General features: G+C 31.3%; 16 protein-coding genes. 10 read left to right on the top strand and 6 right to left on the bottom strand.

Annotated elements, in window-relative coordinates:
- From F596_RS11840 to ahpC, 4 genes are all read right to left on the bottom strand, one after another.
- Positions 1-169, bottom strand: a 169-nt coding sequence (locus F596_RS11840) for a transposase (protein ID WP_019036206.1), incomplete at its 3' end; no start/stop codon positions are given.
- 362 nt (positions 170-531) lie between these two features.
- Positions 532-1,935, bottom strand: a complete 1,404-nt coding sequence (dnaA, locus tag F596_RS0105770; RefSeq protein WP_019036205.1) for a chromosomal replication initiator protein DnaA — start codon at positions 1,933-1,935, stop codon at positions 532-534.
- 623 nt (positions 1,936-2,558) lie between these two features.
- On the bottom strand, positions 2,559-4,121 hold the full coding sequence (ahpF, locus tag F596_RS0105765) for an alkyl hydroperoxide reductase subunit F (protein WP_008449936.1): 1,563 nt from the start codon (positions 4,119-4,121) through the stop codon (positions 2,559-2,561).
- Positions 4,122-4,264: 143 nt separating this feature from the next.
- Positions 4,265-4,831, bottom strand: a complete 567-nt coding sequence (gene ahpC / locus F596_RS0105760) for an alkyl hydroperoxide reductase subunit C (RefSeq protein ID WP_008449895.1) — start codon at positions 4,829-4,831, stop codon at positions 4,265-4,267.
- A 233-nt stretch (positions 4,832-5,064) separates the two neighbouring features.
- Here ahpC and F596_RS0105755 point away from each other — a divergent pair, with 233 nt between their 5' ends.
- On the top strand, positions 5,065-6,003 hold the full coding sequence (locus F596_RS0105755; RefSeq protein WP_008449911.1) for a hydrogen peroxide-inducible genes activator: 939 nt from the start codon (positions 5,065-5,067) through the stop codon (positions 6,001-6,003).
- 168 nt (positions 6,004-6,171) lie between these two features.
- Here the strand turns inward: F596_RS0105755 and F596_RS0105750 are convergent, their stop codons facing one another.
- Complete coding sequence (locus F596_RS0105750; protein WP_019036203.1) at positions 6,172-7,032, bottom strand: patatin-like phospholipase family protein; 861 nt, start codon at positions 7,030-7,032, stop codon at positions 6,172-6,174.
- A gap of 90 nt (positions 7,033-7,122) precedes the next feature.
- Here F596_RS0105750 and F596_RS0105745 point away from each other — a divergent pair, with 90 nt between their 5' ends.
- From F596_RS0105745 to F596_RS0105715, 7 genes are all read left to right on the top strand, one after another.
- Positions 7,123-8,529, top strand: a complete 1,407-nt coding sequence (locus F596_RS0105745; RefSeq protein ID WP_019036202.1) for an aminopeptidase P family protein — start codon at positions 7,123-7,125, stop codon at positions 8,527-8,529.
- Positions 8,530-8,614: 85 nt separating this feature from the next.
- Complete coding sequence (locus tag F596_RS0105740) at positions 8,615-9,820, top strand: C1 family peptidase (protein ID WP_008449907.1); 1,206 nt, start codon at positions 8,615-8,617, stop codon at positions 9,818-9,820.
- Positions 9,821-9,911: 91 nt separating this feature from the next.
- Positions 9,912-11,636 (top strand): single-stranded-DNA-specific exonuclease RecJ, encoded by a 1,725-nt coding sequence (recJ, locus tag F596_RS0105735; protein WP_019036201.1) that lies wholly within the window; start codon positions 9,912-9,914, stop codon positions 11,634-11,636.
- A gap of 40 nt (positions 11,637-11,676) precedes the next feature.
- On the top strand, positions 11,677-13,572 hold the full coding sequence (locus F596_RS0105730; protein WP_019036200.1) for a RecQ family ATP-dependent DNA helicase: 1,896 nt from the start codon (positions 11,677-11,679) through the stop codon (positions 13,570-13,572).
- Between the two features lie 148 nt (positions 13,573-13,720).
- Complete coding sequence (locus F596_RS0105725) at positions 13,721-14,707, top strand: Gfo/Idh/MocA family protein (RefSeq protein ID WP_008449948.1); 987 nt, start codon at positions 13,721-13,723, stop codon at positions 14,705-14,707.
- A 79-nt stretch (positions 14,708-14,786) separates the two neighbouring features.
- On the top strand, positions 14,787-15,923 hold the full coding sequence (locus tag F596_RS0105720; protein ID WP_019036199.1) for a DUF4421 domain-containing protein: 1,137 nt from the start codon (positions 14,787-14,789) through the stop codon (positions 15,921-15,923).
- A 1,121-nt stretch (positions 15,924-17,044) separates the two neighbouring features.
- Complete coding sequence (locus F596_RS0105715; RefSeq protein ID WP_024992658.1) at positions 17,045-17,491, top strand: helix-turn-helix domain-containing protein; 447 nt, start codon at positions 17,045-17,047, stop codon at positions 17,489-17,491.
- Positions 17,492-17,634: 143 nt separating this feature from the next.
- On the opposite strand, the gene F596_RS0105710 is transcribed toward F596_RS0105715, so the two are convergent.
- Entirely contained in the window at positions 17,635-18,378 is a 744-nt protein-coding gene (locus F596_RS0105710; protein WP_008449893.1) for a nitroreductase family protein, read from the bottom strand.
- Between the two features lie 97 nt (positions 18,379-18,475).
- Between F596_RS0105710 and F596_RS0105705 the strand changes: the two genes are divergently transcribed.
- Both F596_RS0105705 and folB read left to right on the top strand, forming a co-directional pair.
- Positions 18,476-21,082, top strand: coding sequence for an adenosylcobalamin-dependent ribonucleoside-diphosphate reductase (locus F596_RS0105705; protein ID WP_019036197.1), 2,607 nt, complete (start codon positions 18,476-18,478; stop codon positions 21,080-21,082).
- Between the two features lie 123 nt (positions 21,083-21,205).
- The gene (folB, locus tag F596_RS0105700) at positions 21,206-21,616 is read left to right on the top strand and encodes a dihydroneopterin aldolase (protein WP_019036196.1); all 411 of its coding nucleotides are present in this window, start codon (positions 21,206-21,208) and stop codon (positions 21,614-21,616) included.
- The last annotated feature ends 15 nt before the right edge of the window (positions 21,617-21,631 follow it).

The raw sequence follows: 21,631 nt of genomic DNA, 5'->3' as shown, positions 1-21,631 counted from the left end.
GAATAGGATGAGCCGGGCGACCATTATTGCTGCAATACAAAGGAGAGAAAGCATTTTCAAAACGTTCCCAATTAATCTTATTACTAAGTTGAAAAAGGGGATGTTGATGACTAAGCATGTCCTCTAAAGAAGAGAACATAGAGAGCTGTTTGGATGTACGTTTAAGCATAAATATCTGCAAGAATTATAATGTAAAGGTACAAAAACTTGCAGATATTTGCAAATAATTTATAGCATAATATACTATGAATCAGATGAATATTAGGCTTTTAAGGGTGGACTAGTTATAGTCTTATATTTGAAAAAAGTATGCAAATGAAGCCTATAAAATATTATTGCTATTATCTTTTATACGAATAAAATAATTCTTATTCTGGAAAAGGTAGAAAGAAGCTGTACCATAAGGAAAATAGATAAGAAGCCACTTATTATATTTATGAAACAATGTAAAACGATATAATAAGGATTTTAAGTATGAAATGGTAATAGTTGTGTTATCTTCTCTTTCAAAGTAGAGAAGATAACACGTTCTTATTTAAGTTTGAATGAATTTTCAATTGCAGCCAATTCTGCTGTAAAGCTTTTGTCAATTTGTAAGCGATCTTCTATCTTAGTACAACTATGTATAACTGTGCTATGATCTCTACCTCCTACAAGCTTTCCTATGCGACAAGCAGGCATCTTCGTGTATTTCTGCGCCATATACATTGTTACTTGCCTAGCTATCACTATATCTTTTTTGCGTGACCTTGAGTTTACTGCAGCTTGAGTAACATTAAAATGATCGCAAACCTTTTCTAAAATATCATCTATAGTCAAAGGCTCATTATCTATTTTGACAGCTCTTTTTATAACTCTTTCTGCTAAATTCATATCCACTGCACTATTATAAACAACGCTATAAGCTAATAAAGAGTTAATAACACCTTGCAAATCACGCACACTACCATTAGCTGTTTGAGCAATGAATTGAATTACATCTTCAGGAATAATTAAGCCATCACGTTTTATTTTATTATGTAGAATATCTATGCATAGCTGGATATTAGGCTTCTCAAGCTCTGTAATTAGCCCTGCCTTAAATCGTGTCAATAATCGATCATTCATACCTCTTAAATCTACAGGAGGGCGATCTGAAGCTAAAATTATTCGTTTCCCATTCCTAGAAAGATGATTAAATATATGAAAGAAAGTATCTTGTGTCTTAGTAGCAGTCATCCATTCTTGAATATCATCTACAAGTAAAATATCAATAGTCTGATAAAAATGGATAAAATCATTAGTAGTATTAGTTCGAACAGAATTTGTATACTGCACTTGGAATAATCGTGCAGAAACATATAAAACTCGTTTCTGAGGATAAAGCTTTTTAATCTTTAATCCTATAGCATTTATTAAATGAGTCTTACCGCAACCTGAAGGACCATAAACAAAAAGAGGATTAAACTGATTTTTGTTAGGATGTTCAGCAATAGCTAAGCCTATAGTTAGAGGCATCTTATTGCTATCTCCCTCTACGTAATTATTAAAAGATTTATGAGGATCAAGTTGAGAATCAATATCAGGTAATACGCTATCTATAATAGTAGGCGATTGATTCCCTCTATCTGTGGTTCTTTTTGAATCTATTTGCTCAACACCTTCTGTTTGGAGTTCTTGTGTTAGGTGATGATCTTTATCAGTAATAACACTATAAGTAAGCATTACTCGCTCTCCAAAGACACGAGTAAGAACCTTTTTTAGAAGGTCAATGAAGTGCTCTTCCAAATATTCATATACAAACATACTAGGAACAAGCAATAATAAACATTTGGTAGCTGGCTGATATGATTTAAATACCAAGGGCTTAAACCAAGTGTTATATTGTTGTTCAGATACATTCTCTGATATAAGACAGAGACATTGTTCCCAAAGAGATTTTGGACTTACACTCATTAGTTATTCGCTATTTATCTAAATTCTTCTTATATAGTGAAAGGATAAAACTTTACTATAAATAAGATATTGCAAAGATAACGAAAAAAAAACAAAGGAAAAACTATTTATAAAATTACTCGTATCAATTATTATAGTAACTTGCTATATTTACGAGTATTAGCTATTTTAAAAAACTATGAAGAAGTCTTCCTTTTTATATATATCTAAATATCTGAAAGACAATATATTTTTTAGTTATTATACATTTTCTATATATATGGTGAAACATTTTATCAAAATCCTCTGAAGTACTTGATATACAAATATAATACGCATACTTTGATAAATATGAAACAACGGAAGTGTTATTTAGACTGTTTTTAAATATGTAAAACTTAAAAAGTATTATTGATTAAACATAATAAACAAATGGTAGACTATGAAAATCTTGTCTACCATTTATTACTTTCAAAAATATATTGTGAGTGTCCGCCTTTAGCAGTTTTATTATATTTGCTCAAAAGAATAATGTTTGTACTAAATGAAACAAAAATATTCTGATTAATCTGCACTTATGTGGACTCTTATAAAAAACTTACTATATAATTATAAATATAAAATTATACGTAAAAATATTTTATTTATCCTATTATTCCACGTAAACGATCTTCGAAAGCTGATAGGGCGGCCTTAGCACCTTCTCCCATTGCTATGATAATTTGTTTGTAAGGTACATTAGTAACATCTCCTGCGGCATAAACTCCAGGTATAGATGTACGACAATATTCATCTACCTTAATTTCATGTTTGGGTGTAAGTGGCAATTCTCCTTTAAAAGGGTCAGAGTTGGCAGCAAGTCCTATTTGAACAAATACTCCATCGAATGGATATTCTTTCTCTTTATCAGTAATACGATCTTTTACTCTTAAAGCCGTTAGCTTTGTATCGTTACCTATAACATTAGTAGTTTGCGAATTAGTGTAAATATCTATATTTTGCATTTTATGTGCTTTTTCCTGTAATACGTTATCAGCTCTAAGGGTTTCACCAAATTCGAAAACTGTTACATGTTTGCATATACCAGCAAGGTCAATGGCAGCTTCTAAACCTGAGTTACCTCCACCTATAACAGCTACATTCTTTCCTTTATAGAAAGGTCCATCGCAATGTTGGCAAAAGTGTACGCCATGTCCAATATATTTAGCTTCACCCTCAACTCCTAACTTACGCCAAGCAGCACCAGTTGCAATAATTACTACAGGAGCTTTGAAAACTTCGCCACCTTTTACAACTATTTGTTTTTGTATATCTTTTAGATTAATACTTGTAAGTTTACGATGCTCAAATATATCAACATCATAAGTTGTAAGATGTGTTTTTAAGTCGTTAGCAAGTTTAATTCCGTTTGTTTCAGGTACAGAAATTAAGTTCTGTATACTGGTAGTATCATTTACTTGTCCACCAATACGTTCAGCTACTACTGCCACTTTTAATCCTTTGCGAGCTGTATATATTGCTGCTGAAGCTCCTGCAGGACCACCACCAATAACAATTGTATCATATATTCTCTCTATAGGTTTTATATTTTCATCATCTTGAGTACCAACTTTATCCTCAAGCTCTTCAAGTAATATTCCGAGATCTCCTCTACCTATATGAAGAGTTTCATCATTTATATATACTGCAGGTACCCCCTGTATATTATAATCCGTAATTTCTTGTTGAAATAAGCCACCATCTATCATTTCATGTGAGATATTAGGATTAATTAGACTCATAAGGTTTAGAGCTTGTACTACTTCAGGGCAATTAGTACAGGTTAAAGAAACATAAGTCTTGATTTTTAATTTTCCTTTTAAAGACTTTATTCTACGTTGTATTGTTTCATCTGGGAAGTTTTTACCTTGTCCATCTGTGTTTAATATAGCTAGGAGTAAAGAGGTAAATTCATGCCCATTAGGAATTCCACGAAAAGTAATTCCTGTGGCTTTATCATTTTTATATAGTGTAAAATGAAGTTTAGCTCCAGTTTGTTCAATATATTCAACAGATAGCTTTTCGGAAGTAGAAGCAATGTCATTTAAGAAATCGTTTAATTCTTGTTTTTTAACATCGTTAGCATCTGTTGTAACTTTAAATGTAATTTTTGATTTTAAGGAAGCAAAAATATCTTTTACTTGTTCTATTATATTTTTATCTAACATTTTTTCTTTTAAGTATATATTGTTTAATTGGTTTGTTTATAAAATAAGAAAAGAGCCTTATACAAACATTTTAATTGGTTGTAAAAATGCTTTGCATAAGACTCCCACCTATTTATATAATATATTTGTATTGGAAAATATTATTATATTTTACCTACTAAATCTATGCTTGGTTTTAATGTTTCTGATCCTTCGTTCCATTTAGCAGGGCAAACTTCACCAGGATGAGAAGCTACGAATTGTGCAGCTTTAATCTTACGAACTAACTCGTCAGCATTACGTCCTACACTGTTATCTTGTATTTCCATTAGTTTAACAAGGCCTTCTGGATCTACGACAAAAGTTCCACGGTAAGCTACGCCTTCATCTTCTTTAAACACACCAAAACCTTTTGCTAATACTGCCAATGGATCAGCAAGCATAGTGTATTTAATTTGTTTTATACTATCAGAGGTGTCAAACCAAGCTTTATGTACGAAATGTGTATCGCAACTTACAGAAAACACTTCTACTCCCATTTTCTGAAGTTCCTCATATTTATGTGAAAGATCGACTAATTCTGTTGGACAAACAAAAGTAAAATCGGCAGGATAAAAGAAAAATACAGCCCATTTACCTTTTACATCTTCATTAGAAACTGTTTTAAATTCACCATTTTGGAAAGCCTGAACCTTAAATTCTGGCATTTGTGTGTTAATAATTGTTTGCATATCTATATTCGTTTTATTATGATTTTAATTTTCTTATTGCAAAGGTATGTATATTATAACACACAAACAACAGAAAATATTTATGATGTGATAGATTAAATCTATAATGATAACTAACTTGTTAATATTCAGCTTTATATATGAAACTTATTAATTTATTTTTTTTTATTTTGATATATTATGAATTAAAATAGGTAACTTTGTATGAAGAAATATAAAGGAGGATTTAGCTAATGACACTACAACAATTAGAATATGTAATGGCTGTGTACCGCCATAAACATTTTGCGCGGGCTGCTGAACATTGTAAGGTAACACAACCAACACTTAGCTCTATGATACAAAAGTTAGAAGAAGAACTTAGTGTGAAGATTTTTGATAGACGTAGACAACCCATTTTACCTACACCGATAGGATTGATTATTATAGAGCATGCGTGGAGCGTGTTGGTACGTGTGAAACGTTTAAAGGAGAAAGTAGAAGAAGAAAAGTTATCTTTAAATGGTACTTTTTATCTTGCTGTTTTGCCTACTATAGCGCCATATCTTATTCCACGCTTTCTTCCACAATTAATGAATGATTATCCTAATATGGATATTCGTGTAACTGAATTGAAAACAGATGATATGCGACAAGCTATAACTCATGGTGATATTGATGCTGGAATTTTAGCTAATATAGAAGGGTTAGGTGATTTTGAAACAGCGCATCTTTATAATGAAAAATTCTATGTATATGTTTCTAAAAATGATGAATTATTTGATAAAAAAGCTATACGTACGGTAGACTTAAGAGGTGAATATCTTTGGTTATTAGATGAGGGGCATTGTTTTAGAGATCAGTTGATGAAATTCTGTTCATTAAAATCGGCTGCTAATAGTAAAAGAGCATATAATTTAGGGAGTATTGAGACTTTTATGCGTATTGTAGAAAGTGGAAAAGGAGTTACATTTATTCCCGAATTGGCTATTTCACAACTTACAGAAGAACAAAGTAAATTAGTCCGTCCTTTTGCTCATCCTATACCTTCACGTGAGATAATTATGATGACAGGTAAAAGTTTTGTACGTAATACATTACTTCAGTTTCTTATATCTACTATTCAAAATGCATTGCCACAAGAAATGATAATATCACATAATATAAAAAAGAATAATGTAGTGAAGATATAAAACACTAAAGGTTAGTTTCGTAACTATAGTATAAGGTAAATATAATATCTCTATCTTGAAAGCTTTGTTTTATGGTAAATTAATTTGATTATAGTTAAGGTGAATTTATATAACTATAGTAAACATAAAATAGAAATCTTATAAATATCTGAGTAAAGCATATTTTTATTATTTTATTATATAACTTTTAATAAAGTTCTCGCCTAATTTCACACCTTCATTATATAATGTTTCGAGTTTTATAGTATTCTTTTCTATTCGTCCTACTTCAACGGGTTTTTGAGGACGAATAACAATAATTTTGCCAGAATCTTCTAATTGTTCTACTAACTCTAATTGTTCATTATAGACTTTTATTCGCTGACTTAATGCTTCACGTAAGTGTGGATAATTTCTATATATAAAATTTGGAATTTTTATATCATGCCCAGTAGCTCGCCATCCTTTATTGCGTGTACATATAACAACATTTGTGTCATGCCCTTTACTGATAGAGCGTTTAATAGGGATAGAGTCTATGATGCCACCATCTAACATAGGAACACCATCTACATAAATTATTTTACTAACAAAAGGCAAACTTGATGAAGCTTGTGCTAATTTGTTAAGGCGTTTTATATTTCCATCTGTTTCAGTTAAGTATTCTGCTTTACCAGATATGCAGTTTGTTGTAACAAATTCAAATGAAAATCCATGATTGATATTGTAAAAATATTCAGTATAGTCGAAAGGAATAAGCTCGAAAGGAAATTTCTCATATAATAATTTTGTGTCAAAAATACAACCTTGAGTTATCAAATGGCGTAATCCTATGTAATTGTATTTTGTTAGCAACTCAATGTTTGATATCCTTGAACGACATGGTTGCCTGCTAATATATGAAACTCCGTTACAAGCACCTGCTGATACAGCTACAACATAGTGAAACCAAAGATCATGCATCATAAATGCATCTAAAACTCCAGATGTAAAAACACCTCTCATTCCACCACCCTCAAGGACGAGTCCTGTATTATTATTTATTTGCATAAAGTTTATAAAAATCTAATAGCAAAGTTACATAATTAAAATGAAATTACTTATCTTTGCAGCATAATCAATATTCCATAAAGTTAATATATGTTTAGCAAAGATACTTATATAAATAGACGTAATGAGCTAAAAAAGCTTGTTAAGAGTGGTATCATTATCTTATTCGGGAATAATGAATCGCCTGTAAATTTTCCTGCTAATGGATATTATCCATTTCGTCAAGATTCTTCGTTTCTATATTATTTTGGACAGAAAAGAGAAGGATTAGTAGGTGTTATTGATATTGACAATAATAAGGAATTGTTAATAGGTAATGATATAGAAATAGAAGATATAGTTTGGTTTGGTAGTGTTAATTCTGTAAAGGATATGGCAGAAGCCGTTGGTGTCGCTTCTACAGCATCGATGAAAGAGTTGGATTCTATTTGTCGTGATGCCGTACGTTTACATCGTAAGATACATTTCTTACCTCCTTATCGAGCAGATATTAAGATTCAAATTTTTGATCTTTTGGGTATCCATCCTACTAAGCAAAAAGAATCTTCAAGTTTAGATCTTATAAAGGCTGTTGTAAAAATGCGTTCTGTAAAAAGTAATGAAGAGATAGCAGAATTGGAACGTGCGGCTATTATAGGATATAATATGCATACTACAGCAATGCGTCTTACAAAGGCTGGTCTTACGGAAAAGTTTGTTGCAGGTCATGTAGATGGTGTAGCTAATTCTTTAGGTTCGATGGTATCATTTCCTACTATTTTTACACAACATGGAGAGATTATGCATGGTAATCCATCAATGAATGTTTTAGAAGATGGTAGGCTTGTTTTATGCGACTGTGGTGGTGAAACTATGGAACATTATTGTTCAGATAACACTCGAACATTTCCTGTTAATGGAAAGTTTACACAAAGACAATTAGATATTTATAAAATAGTAGAGGAGTGTCATGATTCTGTATTAAACATAGCTAAGCCAGGTGTAAAATATAAAGATGTTCACTTTGCTGTATGCCATATCATTTTTGATAGAATGAAAGAATTAGGCTTAGCAAAAGGTAATACCGATGAAGCTGTTGCTGCTGGTGCCCATGCCTTATTTTTACCTCACGGGTTGGGACATATGATGGGTATGGATGTTCATGATATGGAAGCTCTTGACCAAATAAATGTAGGCTTTGATGAAGAAACAAGACCAAATTTAGAACAATTTGGAACTAATGCTTTACGCATGGGCCGTCGTTTAGAAGAAGGATTTGTAGTAACCGATGAGCCTGGTATTTATTTTATTCCAGACCTTATAGATAATTGGAAAATAAATAAGCATTGTGCAGATTTTCTGAATTTTGATAAAATAAGTATGTATAAAGATTTTGGAGGGATTAGAATAGAAGATGATATTTTAATAACTCAAACAGGTTGTCGATTTATAGGTAAAAACATAATACCTTATAAGCCTAAAGATATAGAGGAATATATGGCTTCTAATAAGGAGTAAACTTATTATAGACAAAAGAAAGAGTAAAGAATATCATTTTAATATAAAATTATCAATTAATTAAAAATAGGAATAATATAAGATTATGAATAAAATTATTACATTAACAGTAGCTACTCTCATAACGACTTCAGTATGTGCTGCTACTAATCAAACAGAAAAAGCAAAGGCTAATAAGCCTGTATTTACAGTAGTAAAGGAAAATCCGATTACAAGTATTAAAGACCAACACCGCTCTGGAACTTGTTGGGATTATTCTACATTAAGTTTCTTTGAAGCTGAAATTTTAAGGAAGACGGGTAAAACTTACGATTTATGTGAAAGTTTTGTCGCTAACAAAAACTATATGGATCGTGCAAAAACTGTAGTTCGTATGCATGGTGATGCTCAATTCTCACAAGGAGGTTCGGCTTATGATGTACTTTACGTTCTTAAGAATTATGGTATTTGCCCACAAGATGCAATGCCTTTCCCAGGTTCGTTAACAGGTGATTCTCTTTTTAATTTTAATGAATTCTTTTCTGTTATGGAGCCATACGTTAATGCTGTAGCTAAGAGTAAAGCTCCTAAAATATCTAATCAATGGAAGCAAGGTTTGCAGGCTATTTTAGATGCTTATTTAGGTAAATGTCCAGATAGTTTTACTTATAAAGGGAAAAGTTATACTCCAAAGACTTTTGCTGAGAGTTTAGGGCTAAACTGGAATGATTATGAAACATTTACATCATATACTCATCATCCATTCTATACTACTTTTCCTGTTGAAGTGCAAGACAACTGGCGTCAACCAGGCTCTTGGAACTTACCTTTAGATGAGCTTATGAAGATTATTGATAATGCTATCATGAAAGGTTATACTATAGCATGGGGTGGTGATGTTAGTGAAATAGGTTTCACACGTACAGGCTTAGCTTATATGGTTGATGGTAAGAAAATAGAAAGTAATAAAGGTAGTGATATGGCTCATTGGTTAGGTCTTTCTGTAGCTAAGAAGAAGAATATAATAGATTCTCTTGGTGTGAATGTTCCAGAGATAAAAGCTACTCAAGAGCAGCGACAAGCACGTTTTGATGGTTGGGAACTAACAGATGATCACGGCATGGTTATATTTGGTATAGCTAAAGACCAAAATGGTAAAGAGTATTATATGGTTAAAAATTCTTGGGGAAAAACAGGAACTTATAATGGTATTTGGTATATGACAAAAAATTTCATTGCAGCAAATACAATGGATTTTATGGTTAATAAAAATGCTGTACCAAAAGATATTCGTAAAAAGTTAGGAATATAAATATTGTAATAATAATAGAAGATATAAAAAGCGTAAATCTTAATTGATTTACGCTTTTTTTTGTAACTTTACACCTTAAAAAATAATAAAGATGCACTTTAAATGGAAATATATTCCCCCAACGCAGCAAGAAGAGATTGCTGCAAAGGAATTAGGAGAGAAGCTAAGTATGAGTCCTGTTCTTTCCCTTATTCTTATTAGACGTGGTATTACTACAGAAAGTGCAGCTAAACGTTTCTTTCATCCTCAGTTGTCTGACCTAATAAATCCTTTCTTAATGAAAGATATGGATTTAGCTGTAGATAGATTAAATGATGCTATGGGACATAAAGAGCGTATTCTTGTCTATGGAGATTATGATGTAGATGGGTGTACTTCTGTAGCTTTAGTCTATAAATTTTTACGTCAATACTATTCCAATATCGATTACTACATACCTAACCGCTATAATGAAGGTTATGGTGTAAGTAAAAAAGGCATTTCTTTTGCTAAAGAAACTGGGGTTAAACTAATAATTATATTAGATTGTGGTATTAAGGCTTTAGAAGAGATTGCTTATGCAAAAGAATTAGGTATTGATTTTATAATTTGCGATCATCATGTTCCTGATGAGAAAATGCCTCCTGCTGTTGCTATTCTTAATCCTAAGCGTAAAGATGATACTTATCCTTTTAAACATCTTTGTGGGTGTGGTGTTGGTTTTAAATTTATGCAAGCTTTTGCTAAAAACAATAATATTCCTTTTTCAAGACTTGTTCCATTACTCGATTTCTGTGCAGTAAGTATAGCATCCGATTTGGTACCTGTAATAGATGAAAATAGAATATTAGCATATCATGGGTTGAGGCAGTTAAATAAAAATCCCAGTTTAGGGCTTAAAGCTATTATTGATACTTGCGGATTGTCAGGTCGTGAACTTGAGATGAGCGATATTATTTTTAAGATAGGTCCTCGTATAAATGCCAGTGGGCGCATGGAAACAGGTAAAGAGAGTGTAGATTTATTAGTAGAACGCGACTTTGCAGAAGCGGTAAAGGCAGCTAAACATATAGATGAATATAACGAACAACGGAAAGGTGTAGATAGGCAAATGACCGAAGAAGCTAATAAAATAGTGGAACGATTAGAAAATCAAAAACACCAATCAAGCATTTTCTTATATGATGAGCATTGGAAAAAAGGTATAGTTGGTATTGTTGCCTCACGGCTAACAGAAATTTATTTCCGTCCTACGATAGTTCTCACTAAAGATGGAGAATATGCGACCGGGTCTGCACGTAGTGTTGCAGGATTTGATATTTATGAAGCTATAAAGAGCTGTCGTGATTTATTAATTAACTTTGGAGGTCATACTTATGCAGCAGGGGTAACTTTAAAATGGTCTAAAGTAAAAGAATTTCGTAAACGTCTTCAGCTTTTTGTGGAAAAACATATTCAGCCTCACCAGCAAGAACCTATTTTAAATGTAGATGCAATAATTGATTTTAAAGATATTACAAAGAAAATGCATAATGATTTAAAGCGTTTTTCTCCTTTTGGTCCTAATAATTCTAAACCTATCTTTTCTACAGAAAAAGTGTATGATTTTGGTACAAGCAAAGTAGTTGGTAGAGAGCAGGAACATATAAAGCTGGAGCTTGTAGATTCTAAATCGAATAATGTTATGAATGGTATTGCTTTTGGACAAAGTGCAGCTGCAAGGTATATAAAGTCAAAGCGTTCTTTCGACATAGCATTTACTATAGAGGATAATATTTTTAAACATAATTTGGTGCAATTGCAAATAGAAGATATCCATCAAACGGAAAACGAATAATAAATCTTTTCTCTTTATTATTTTTTAAGCAAAAATACCCATGAGCTATAAAGATATTCTAAAAAAGTATTGGGGGTATGACGATTTTCGTGGCATACAACAGAATATTATAGAAAGTATAGGTGAAGGTAGGGATACATTAGGCTTGATGCCTACAGGAGGAGGAAAGTCTATTACTTTTCAAGTGCCTGCTTTAGCAAAAGATGGTGTATGTATTGTTATTACGCCACTTATAGCTTTAATGAAAGATCAGGTAGATCACCTAAAGAAAAAAGGCATACAAGCTGCTGCTATATATTCTGGTATGAGTAGAAATGAAATTGTTTCGACCTTAGAAAATTGTATCTTTGGCGGTATTAAATTGCTCTATATATCCCCTGAACGTATTTGTTCTGACATTTTTCAGACAAAGTTAAAACGTATTAATGTTAGTTTTATTACAGTAGATGAAGCCCACTGTATTAGTCAGTGGGGATATGATTTTCGTCCTTCTTATCTTGCTATTGCAGATATAAGGAGGCAACTTCCTAACATTCCTATTCTTGCTCTTACTGCAACTGCTACTTCAGAGGTTATAGATGATATTCAAGACCAACTTCTTTTCGCAAAAAGAAATGTGTTCAGAATGAGTTTTGAACGTAAAAATTTGGCATATATTGTGCGTAGGGCAGATGATAAATACTCTGAAATGATACATATATTAAAAGCTATACCTAAAGCTGCTATTGTTTATTGTAGAAGCAGAAAGCGTACAAAGGAAGCTGCAGAGCTACTTGTTAAGAGCGGAATATCAGCAACATGGTATCATGCAGGGTTAGAAAATACTGTTAAAGATCAGCGCCAGAAAGAATGGCAAGCCGATAAAACACGTGTAATTGTTGCTACAAATGCTTTCGGAATGGGTATAGATAAACCAGATGTAAGGGTAGTGATTCATATTGATTGTCCAAGTTCGATAGAAGCTTATTTCCAAGAAGCAGGTAGAGCTGGTAGAGATGGGAAAAAATCTTATGCAGTGCTGCTTTATAATGGTCATGATAGAGCAAAACTTACTAATAGGATAGAAGAAACTTTTCCACCTAAAGAGTATATTAGGCAAGTGTATGATCATTTGTCTTATTTCTTTCAGGTAGGTATAGGAAGTGGCAAAGGGTATACTTTTGAATTTCCTATAGATAAGTTTAGTTTCAATTTTAAGCATTTCCCCACACGTGTAAATTCAGCATTACAAATAATTCATCGTGCTGGTTATATTAAGTATGAACCTAATCCCAATAATATAGCACGTGTTCATTTTCTTCTTAACCGTGATGATTTATATCGGTTAGATTCTCTTTCTAAAAATGAAAATAGTGTGGTTACAGCACTTTTACGGTCTTATGGAGGATTGTTTTCAGACTATGGTTTCGTTGATGAAAGTTGGATTGCTCAGCAAGCAGGATTAGATGTGAATAAAACCTATATGGCTTTAATAGATTTAAGTAAAAAGCGCATTATAAGTTTCATACCACGTCATAAAGTGCCACTTGTTACCTATTTATATGATAGAATAGATGGAGATGATATAGAGTTGTCTGAACAGGTATATGATATTAGGAAAGAAGAGTTTACAAAACGCATCAAAGCAGTAATATCTTATGCAGAAGAAGATAGTATTTGTCGTAGCAGACAGTTACTTCGTTATTTTAGTGAAACAAAAACGTCAGATTGCAATCAGTGTGATGTTTGCCTTTCTAATGTTCATAAACAAGATAAAATAAAATCATCTAATATAAGAAATAAGATAATGGTCTTGCTAAGTGATAGGAAACAGCATCTCATAACAGAAATAAAAGCAATATTTAATGATGAGGTTACTACTTTAAATATAATAGAAGAAATGCTTGCAGAAGAAAAGATAATAATAGATGGAGAGATGATAAGCATGAATATTTAAGCGATAGGCAGATGTGTTTCTTTTATATAAAAGTTTCTGTTTACTTATATATAGTATGAAAATATTTATAGAATAAGTTGTAAGTTTTGTAAAGTGTAGAAACTTTTAGATTGATATATTTTTGTAAATTTGCAAAAAAGGGACAAAGATGAAACAGATAAATTGGGGTTTTATAGGTTGTGGTGAGGTAACTGAGCAGAAATCAGGTCCAGCTTTTAATTTAGTAGCAGGCTCACATGTAGTAGCAGTGTTTAGCAGAAGTGAACAGAACGCTCGGCGATATGCAGAAAAACATAATATACAGAAATGGTATACCGATGCTCAGGCATTAGTAGAGGATCCCGATGTTAATGCTATTTACATAGCAACACCTCCTTCGTCTCATGCCACATTTGCTATAATGGCTATGCAGTCTGGTAAGCCTTGCTATATAGAGAAACCATTGGCATCTTCGTATGATGATTGTGTGCGCATAAATCGTATATCTGAGCAGACTGGAGTAGATTGTTTTGTGGCATATTATCGTCGTTATTTACCTTATTTTCAAAAGGTAAAACAGATGATAAGAGAAGGCGCGGTAGGTAAAGTGCTTACTATTCAGATACGTTTTGCAGTACCACCACGCGATCTTGATTATACACAAAAAGGAGAGCTGCCTTGGCGTTTACAATCTAACATATCAGGTGGAGGTTATTTTTATGATCTTGCTCCTCACCAGCTCGATTTGTTACAAGATATGTTTGGAGTTATTGTAAAAGCTCATGGATATACAGCCAATAGGCGAGGTTTATATGAAGGAGTAGAGGATACTGTAAATGCAGTATTTCGTTTTGATAATGGGCTTACAGCAAGTGGCGCATGGTGTTTTGCTGCACACGAGAGTGCTCGCGAAGATAGGGTAGAGATATTTGGTGAAAAGGGTAGATTAGCTTTTTCTATTTATACATATGATCCTATTCGCTTACATACTAGTACAGGTATAAAAAAAATAGAAATAGAAAATCCTGCTTATGTGCAACTTCCTATTATAAAAGCTGTTATAGAAGATATGCAAGGGATAGGTGTGTGTAAGTGTAATAGTGTTAGTGCTACTCCCACAAATTGGGTCATGGATAGAGTTTTAGGCAAGATTTAAAAGATAAAGATAAAATATTTATTATAAATTCTTTTTTAATATTAATGGTATTGTTTTGCGAATAGTGTTATCATACCTTATGTTGCTTATTTTTGCACAATCCTCTTTTGCTATTAAAATAGATAAAGGGGTTAGTGCTGATTTGTATAAAGATACAGTGAAATGGATGCGAGTAGATACTACTTCTATATGGTATCAGCGACAAATAAATAAGGCGAGAAAAGTAGTATGTGGTTTTAATAAGATAGATACTACATATATAGAACCACAGAGGTATAACTTTACAGTGATGTTACAAAACACTAATACATATGAGCATTATAGAATTAGTAGTTCTTCTAATCAAAGTATTTCGCTTTCTCCTAGTGCAAGCATAAAGGTAGGTCCTTATTTTGGGTGGAGATGGATGTTTTTAGGATATACTATCGACGTGCGTCATTTTAGTTTGTTTAGCAGTAGCAAAGTGCAGAAGCAAGAGTACGATCTTAGTCTATACAGCTCTATGATAGGGATAGATTTATATTATCGCAATACAGGTAGTAATTTTAAAATTCGTCATCTTAATTTAGGTGAGTATATTAATACAGATGTTTTGCACGGTGTAGATTTTGGAGGACTGTCTTCTAGCATATATGGTATTAATCTTTATTATATATTCAATTATCACTATTTTTCTTATCCTGCTGCGTTTAGTCAAAGTACGGTACAACGTCGCTCTGCTGGTAGTCCTCTTATAGGTTTTGGATATACTATACATAAATTATCAGTATCTTGGGACGAATTAAATACGCTAATCCATAATTATTTGCAATATAATTACCCTACAGCAAGGCTTGATAGTACAATCATGTTTAAGCAGCTAAAATATAAGGATATATCTATAAGTGGAGGATATGCTTATAATTGGGTGTTTAAAAAGAATTGTCTTTTAGCAGTTTCTTTGTCTTTAGCTTTAGGATATAAAGCAAGTTCTGGAGAATTAAAAAAAGAGTATAGTATTGGTAATTTCAATTTAGAGAATATTAATATTGACGGCATAGGGCGCTTTGGATTAGTATATAATAATAGTAAATGGTATGCGGGTATGAGTGCTATTTTTCATACTTATAATTATAGAAAAGAAAATTTTTCAACAAACAATTCCTTTGGTAATGTAAATATATATGTAGGGATAAATTTTGGCAGAAGGAAAGTATTAAAAAGTAAAGATAAATAAGTCTTTAATATAATGTGCGCATGTTTTATTTTAATAGGAATAACCATTACTTGTTATAATAGAAGCATGTATGTTTTATATTAAAAACTATATTTGCTTACCCTGAAAAAGAAATCTTTATAAAACATTTTTAATCTATTTTTCGTACAAAAATAGATTAAAAATAAAACAAAAATAGATTATTTTTGTTTTTTAATACTCATCTTTTATTAATAAAAATGTAGTTTTTAGTATTTTAAAAGTTATCTTTTACTATGTATATGACTTATATGCTTAATATAGAGACTTAATTTATTTTGCTGAAGTCTATAAATTTTAGTTTTATACGAGTAGTTTGCGAACTTATATTTTTTAGTTTATATGTTTAGGAACTTTATAAACTTTTCATCTAAAGATTATATAGTAGAAGTGGATATATAAATGTGAATAGTGTTGTGTACTTATATTATAATAGCATTTAAAGGTTTATAGTATTTGCATAGATGAATATTGTTAGTTTTATTTTAGAAATATGTAATATAAAAAATATAGTAACGAACTTGTATAAGCATATATAGGTATTTCCTTTTATTAACCTTTACAATCCAATATATTTTGTTTTTAAAATAAAAAAATCAAGCAACGAAAATATAAAGATGTGTAGATTCGTAGCAAAATGTTTACGCTTTAGAATTTAAAACACAAAATGTAGATAATTATATACATTCTAAAACTGCATACTTTTCCATATACGAAACTGTAATATAACTACTTATATATTAGCCTGTTAATACTTTTGAATAAAGATGTGCTAAAGGTTCTAAGCGTGCCTCTTTAATAAATATAGCATAATTAAAAGTATTTATAGGTTTATAGGAGAGTATAAATAACTGATAATCATTTTATAGTAAAGTTTAATTAAATAATAAAAGGGACTCTTCTTTTCGGTGTTTTATTTACAAAGGTGAATAAAAGGGTAAGTGTCTATTTTGTGTTTACGTTTTAAAACGTAGACGGAATTATTATAGGTTTTTATTTTTAAATTTAAATGAATTTTATTTTGTAGTTTTCTTTTTTATATTTACCTTTGTAGATATGATATATAAAGAAAGGTTTACTTATAGATTATTAAAGATTTTATTATGAAGGATAGAATAAAACTACTTATGGAATTTGAAAAAATGACTCAGCAAGACTTTGCTAACTTTATAGGAATATCTCCTGGTGCTTTAAGTAGCATTTTTAGTGGGCGAACTAAGCCAACACTTAATACTGTAGAAGCTATACACAGTAAATATCCTGAAATTAATCTTGATTGGTTAATGTTTGGAAAAGGTGAAATGTTTTTAAATGCTAATGGTTCAAGAAAAACTAATAAGTCTTGTTATAATAATAATCCTGTATTACCTTTTGATAATTTAGATGTAGATAATTTTGCAGAACAAGATACAAAACCTTCGCCAAAAGGTAATTTAGAAAATGTGCATAAAGAAATTAAATATATTGATAAGCCAGCACGTAAAATTAAAGAAATTAGAGTGTTTTTTGATGATCAGACGTGGGAGACTTTTTCTCCAAAAGATGATTAGTTTGACAGTAGGAAGCGATTGTTCAAGTTTGTTTATAATCAGCTTTTGATAAATTGATATAAGGTAGTAATTCTATTCCTGTTGTATAAAGAAAAGAAAAAGAAGGCTAAAAGATAACCTTCTTTTTTCTTATTAAAGCCGATTTATATATTTAAAAAATCTTGTAGCTTTAAAGTATCAATAATATCTTTTGATAAAGATTCATTATCAGATTTAGTGTATCGTACATCTGTAAATACTTGTGCAAGTGTTTCTTTATGATTGATTTCTACAAATTTTTTATTTTCAGTTTTTTCTTCTTTGTCATAATAAAAATGATCAATACGCTTAGGAGAATAATCTGTATAAGTTTCCTCATGTATTATACCTTCTAAAGGTAAGCGTTCGCATTGTTTTGGATTTTCATCAGGATAGCCAAGGGTTATGGTAGCTATAGGAAACACAAGGCGAGGTAGTTTAAGAATGTCTATAATAAGTTTTGGTTGATATATTGTTGTTCCTAAGAAACAAGTACCAAGCCCATTTGCCTCTGCGAGATTACAAAAAGTTTGGCAATATAGAAGAGTATCTGTTGAGGCATTAAGGAAAGATAGAAAATTATTATAACCAGGTGTAGCTTTGCGGTTTAAAGCCCATTGAGTAGTGCGATTAAAGTCGGCACAAAATGTAAGCACAACAGGTGCTTCTGTTATCATAGGTTGATTAAAGTGAGCTGGTGCTAATGCAGCTTTCTTTTCAGGATCACGAGTAATAACTACTGAGTAAAGCTGTAGATTCCCCATAGTAGGAGTATGCATTGCATCGCTGAGTAATTGCTTTAAAAAGTCAATAGGAACTTCTCTATTAGAATATTTTCGAATAGTTTTTCGTTGAGTAATTGTTTTCATTTTTGGAAATTTTAATATTGCAAAGGTATATAAAAGTTTTCTATTTTGGATAACTATTAGTAACTTCGCAACCATTAAGATGAAATAAATACCGATAATGGAAACCTGTAAAATATATTCTTACGAAGAAGTTTTAGAGTCAGCTTTAAATTATTTTGGAAATGATGAAATTGCTGCCAAGGTGTGGATAGATAATTATGCACTTAAGGATAGCTTAGGTAATTTATATGAAAAAAGTCCAGAAGATATGCATTGGCGTATAGCTAATGAAGTGGCGCGTATAGAAAAGAGATATGTTAATCCTATCAATGCTGCAAAAGTCTTTGAAGTGTTGGATCATTTTCGTTATATTGTCCCTTCAGGAAGTTCAATGGTTGGTATTGGTAATAAATATTTGTTGAGCTCTTTGGCTAATTGTTTTGTAATAGGTTCAGCAGAAGATGTACATTCTTATGGTACAATTATGCATATAGACGAGGAGCAGGTGCAGTTGATGAAGCGTAGCGGCATTGTAGGACATGATTTAAGTTATATTCGTCCTAAGGGTTCTTCTATAAAAGATTCTAAACTTATTTCTACAGGTATATTACCTTTTATGGAACGTTATTTTAACAGTATGCGTGAAGTAGTACAAGGTGGGCATAGTGGAGCTTTAATGTTATCGGTGAATATAAAGCATCCAGATGTAGAGTCTTTAATAGATGTAAATATTAAAAAGGCTAAAGATAATAGTGCTAATATATCAGTAAAAATTACGGATGAATTTATGAAGGCTGTTATTAATGAAGAATCATATATTCAGCAGTTTCCTATTATATCTACTAAGCCTATATTTACTAAAGAAATATATGCAAAGCATCTTTTTGAAAAAATATTATATAAAGCATATCATGATGCAGAGCCGACTGTGTTGTTTTGGGATAATATTTTAAAGGATAGTCTTTCCGATTGTTATGCAGACTTAGGTTTTCAAACAATATCTATAACCCCTTATTATAAAATCCCATTAAGTCCTTATGATAGTTGTCATTTGTTATCATTAAATCTTTATTCCTATGTAATAGATCCATTTACTAAAGAGGCTCGTTTCGATTTTGATAAGTTTGCAGAGCATGTTCAGATAGCTCAGCGTGTTTTAGATGATATTGTAGATCTTGAGTTGGAAAAAATAGATCTCATTTTATCCAATATAGAAAAGGCTTCGGTAAGTAAAGAAATAAAGGAAACGGAGTATAATTTATGGAAAAAGATTAAAGAAAAGAGTGCTATGGGACGTCGTATAGGAATAGGCGTTACTGCTGAAGGTGATATGTTTGCAGCTATGGGGTTATGTTATGGAACTCAGGAATCTATTGATTTTTCTGTTAAAGTGCATAAAGTAATGGCATTGAATGCTTATCGTTCTTCGGTAAACATGGCAAAGGAGCGTGGTAGCTTTGCTATTTATGATGCAATTCGTGAGAAGAACAATCCTTTTATTTTACGTCTTAAGCGAGAAGATGAGCAATTGTTCAATGACATGGAGAGGTATGGTCGTCGTAATATAGCTTGCTTAGCGATAGCTTCTATAAAAACAGTTTCGTTAATGACTCAGACAACATCTGGTATAGAACCAAAATATATACCAGTATATAAGCATCGTGATAATGACAAAATAAATAGTTATAACAAAAACACTAATACAAATACAGATTTAGCATACGAATTAGATAATTCGTTTAGGGAACATATTATTTATCATAGTAAGTTCTTAACATGGATGAAAGTAAATGGTATAGAACCTACAAAAAAATATTCTCAAGAAGAAATAGATGATTTGATAAAACGTTCTCCTTATTATATGACTACTGCAAATTATGAGAGTTTGTCTATGATAATACATATGCAGGGAGCTATTGAGAAATGGACAGATCAATCTGTTTCTGTTACTATAAATATGCCAAGTAGTATTGATGAAGAATCAATAAGCAAACTTTATTTCGAGGCATGGAGGTGTGGGTGCAAAGGTTGTAGTATTATTTCCCATAAAGGATTGTTTGCAGATATGAAGACCTATTTATTAAAAGATAATGATAACAAGGATAATGTAAAAAGAGTTGATAAACAAATTAACTTATATGAAGAAAACCATGACATGCCTTTTCAGCGTCCTGAAGTAGTAGAACATCGCCCAAAAGAATTAGATTGTGATGTAGTTCGCTTTCAGAATAATAAAGAGAAATGGGTAGCATTTGTTGGTTTACTTAATGGTTATCCATATGAAATCTTTACAGGTTTGCAAGATGATGAAGAAGGAATAGCATTACCTAAAAGTGTAACAAAAGGTAAAATTATTAAGCAAACAGAAGAAAATGGGCAGCATCGTTATGATTTCCAGTTTGAGAATAAACGTGGTTATAAGACAACAGTAGAAGGGTTATCAGAGAAATTTAATCCAGAATATTGGAATTATGCTAAACTTATTTCAGGTGTGCTGCGTTATCGTATGCCAATAGAGCATGTTATGCGTTTAGTAGCTTCATTACAACTAAAAGATGAAAGTATAAATACTTGGAAAAATGGTGTAGAGCGGGCTTTAAAGAAATATTTAGTAGATGGGACTAAGGTTAATGGTTTGAAGTGTCCTATTTGTGGAGAAGAATCTTTGATTTATCAAGGTGGTAATCTTATTTGTAAACACTGTGGTGCATCAAGAGGTATATAATATTTTAAAAATTAGTAATGGAAATGATCACACTCTTAAAATATATATTCTATTGAAATATAAATTAAATTTAGAATTATTATTATTTCTAATTTCAAAATACCATTTATTTCAAATAAAATAATGCTTTTAACATCTTCTTTTATTTATATTCATCATCTTAAGATTCATTCTTATATAGGGGTTTCAGAACAAGAAAAAATGGTGGGAAACGATTACATAGTAGATTTAAAGATAAAGAGAAATATTATAAAAGCTATTATGTCAGATGACGTAAAAGACACAATAAACTATGCTTCTGTATATGAGGTTATAAAGAAAACTATGTCATATTCATGTAACTTGTTGGAGTATGCTGCTGGTAGAATAGGGGAATCTTTGTTTGAGCAATTTCCTCAGATAGAAGCTATAACCATCTTGTTAACAAAAAAAAATCCACCTATGGAGGCAGATTGTTATGGTGCAAGTGTAGAATTACACTTAATGAATGAGAAAAATATTACAAAAAATATAGCTTTATCTAAAAAGAGGTAAGTTATATTTCTATAA

The organism is Prevotella amnii DSM 23384 = JCM 14753, assembly GCF_000378745.1.
In the GTDB taxonomy this organism is placed as follows: Bacteria; Bacteroidota; Bacteroidia; order Bacteroidales; family Bacteroidaceae; genus Prevotella; species Prevotella amnii.
The sequence above is the reverse complement of the archived record's forward strand: the minus strand, read 5'-3'. Positions and strand labels throughout refer to the sequence as shown.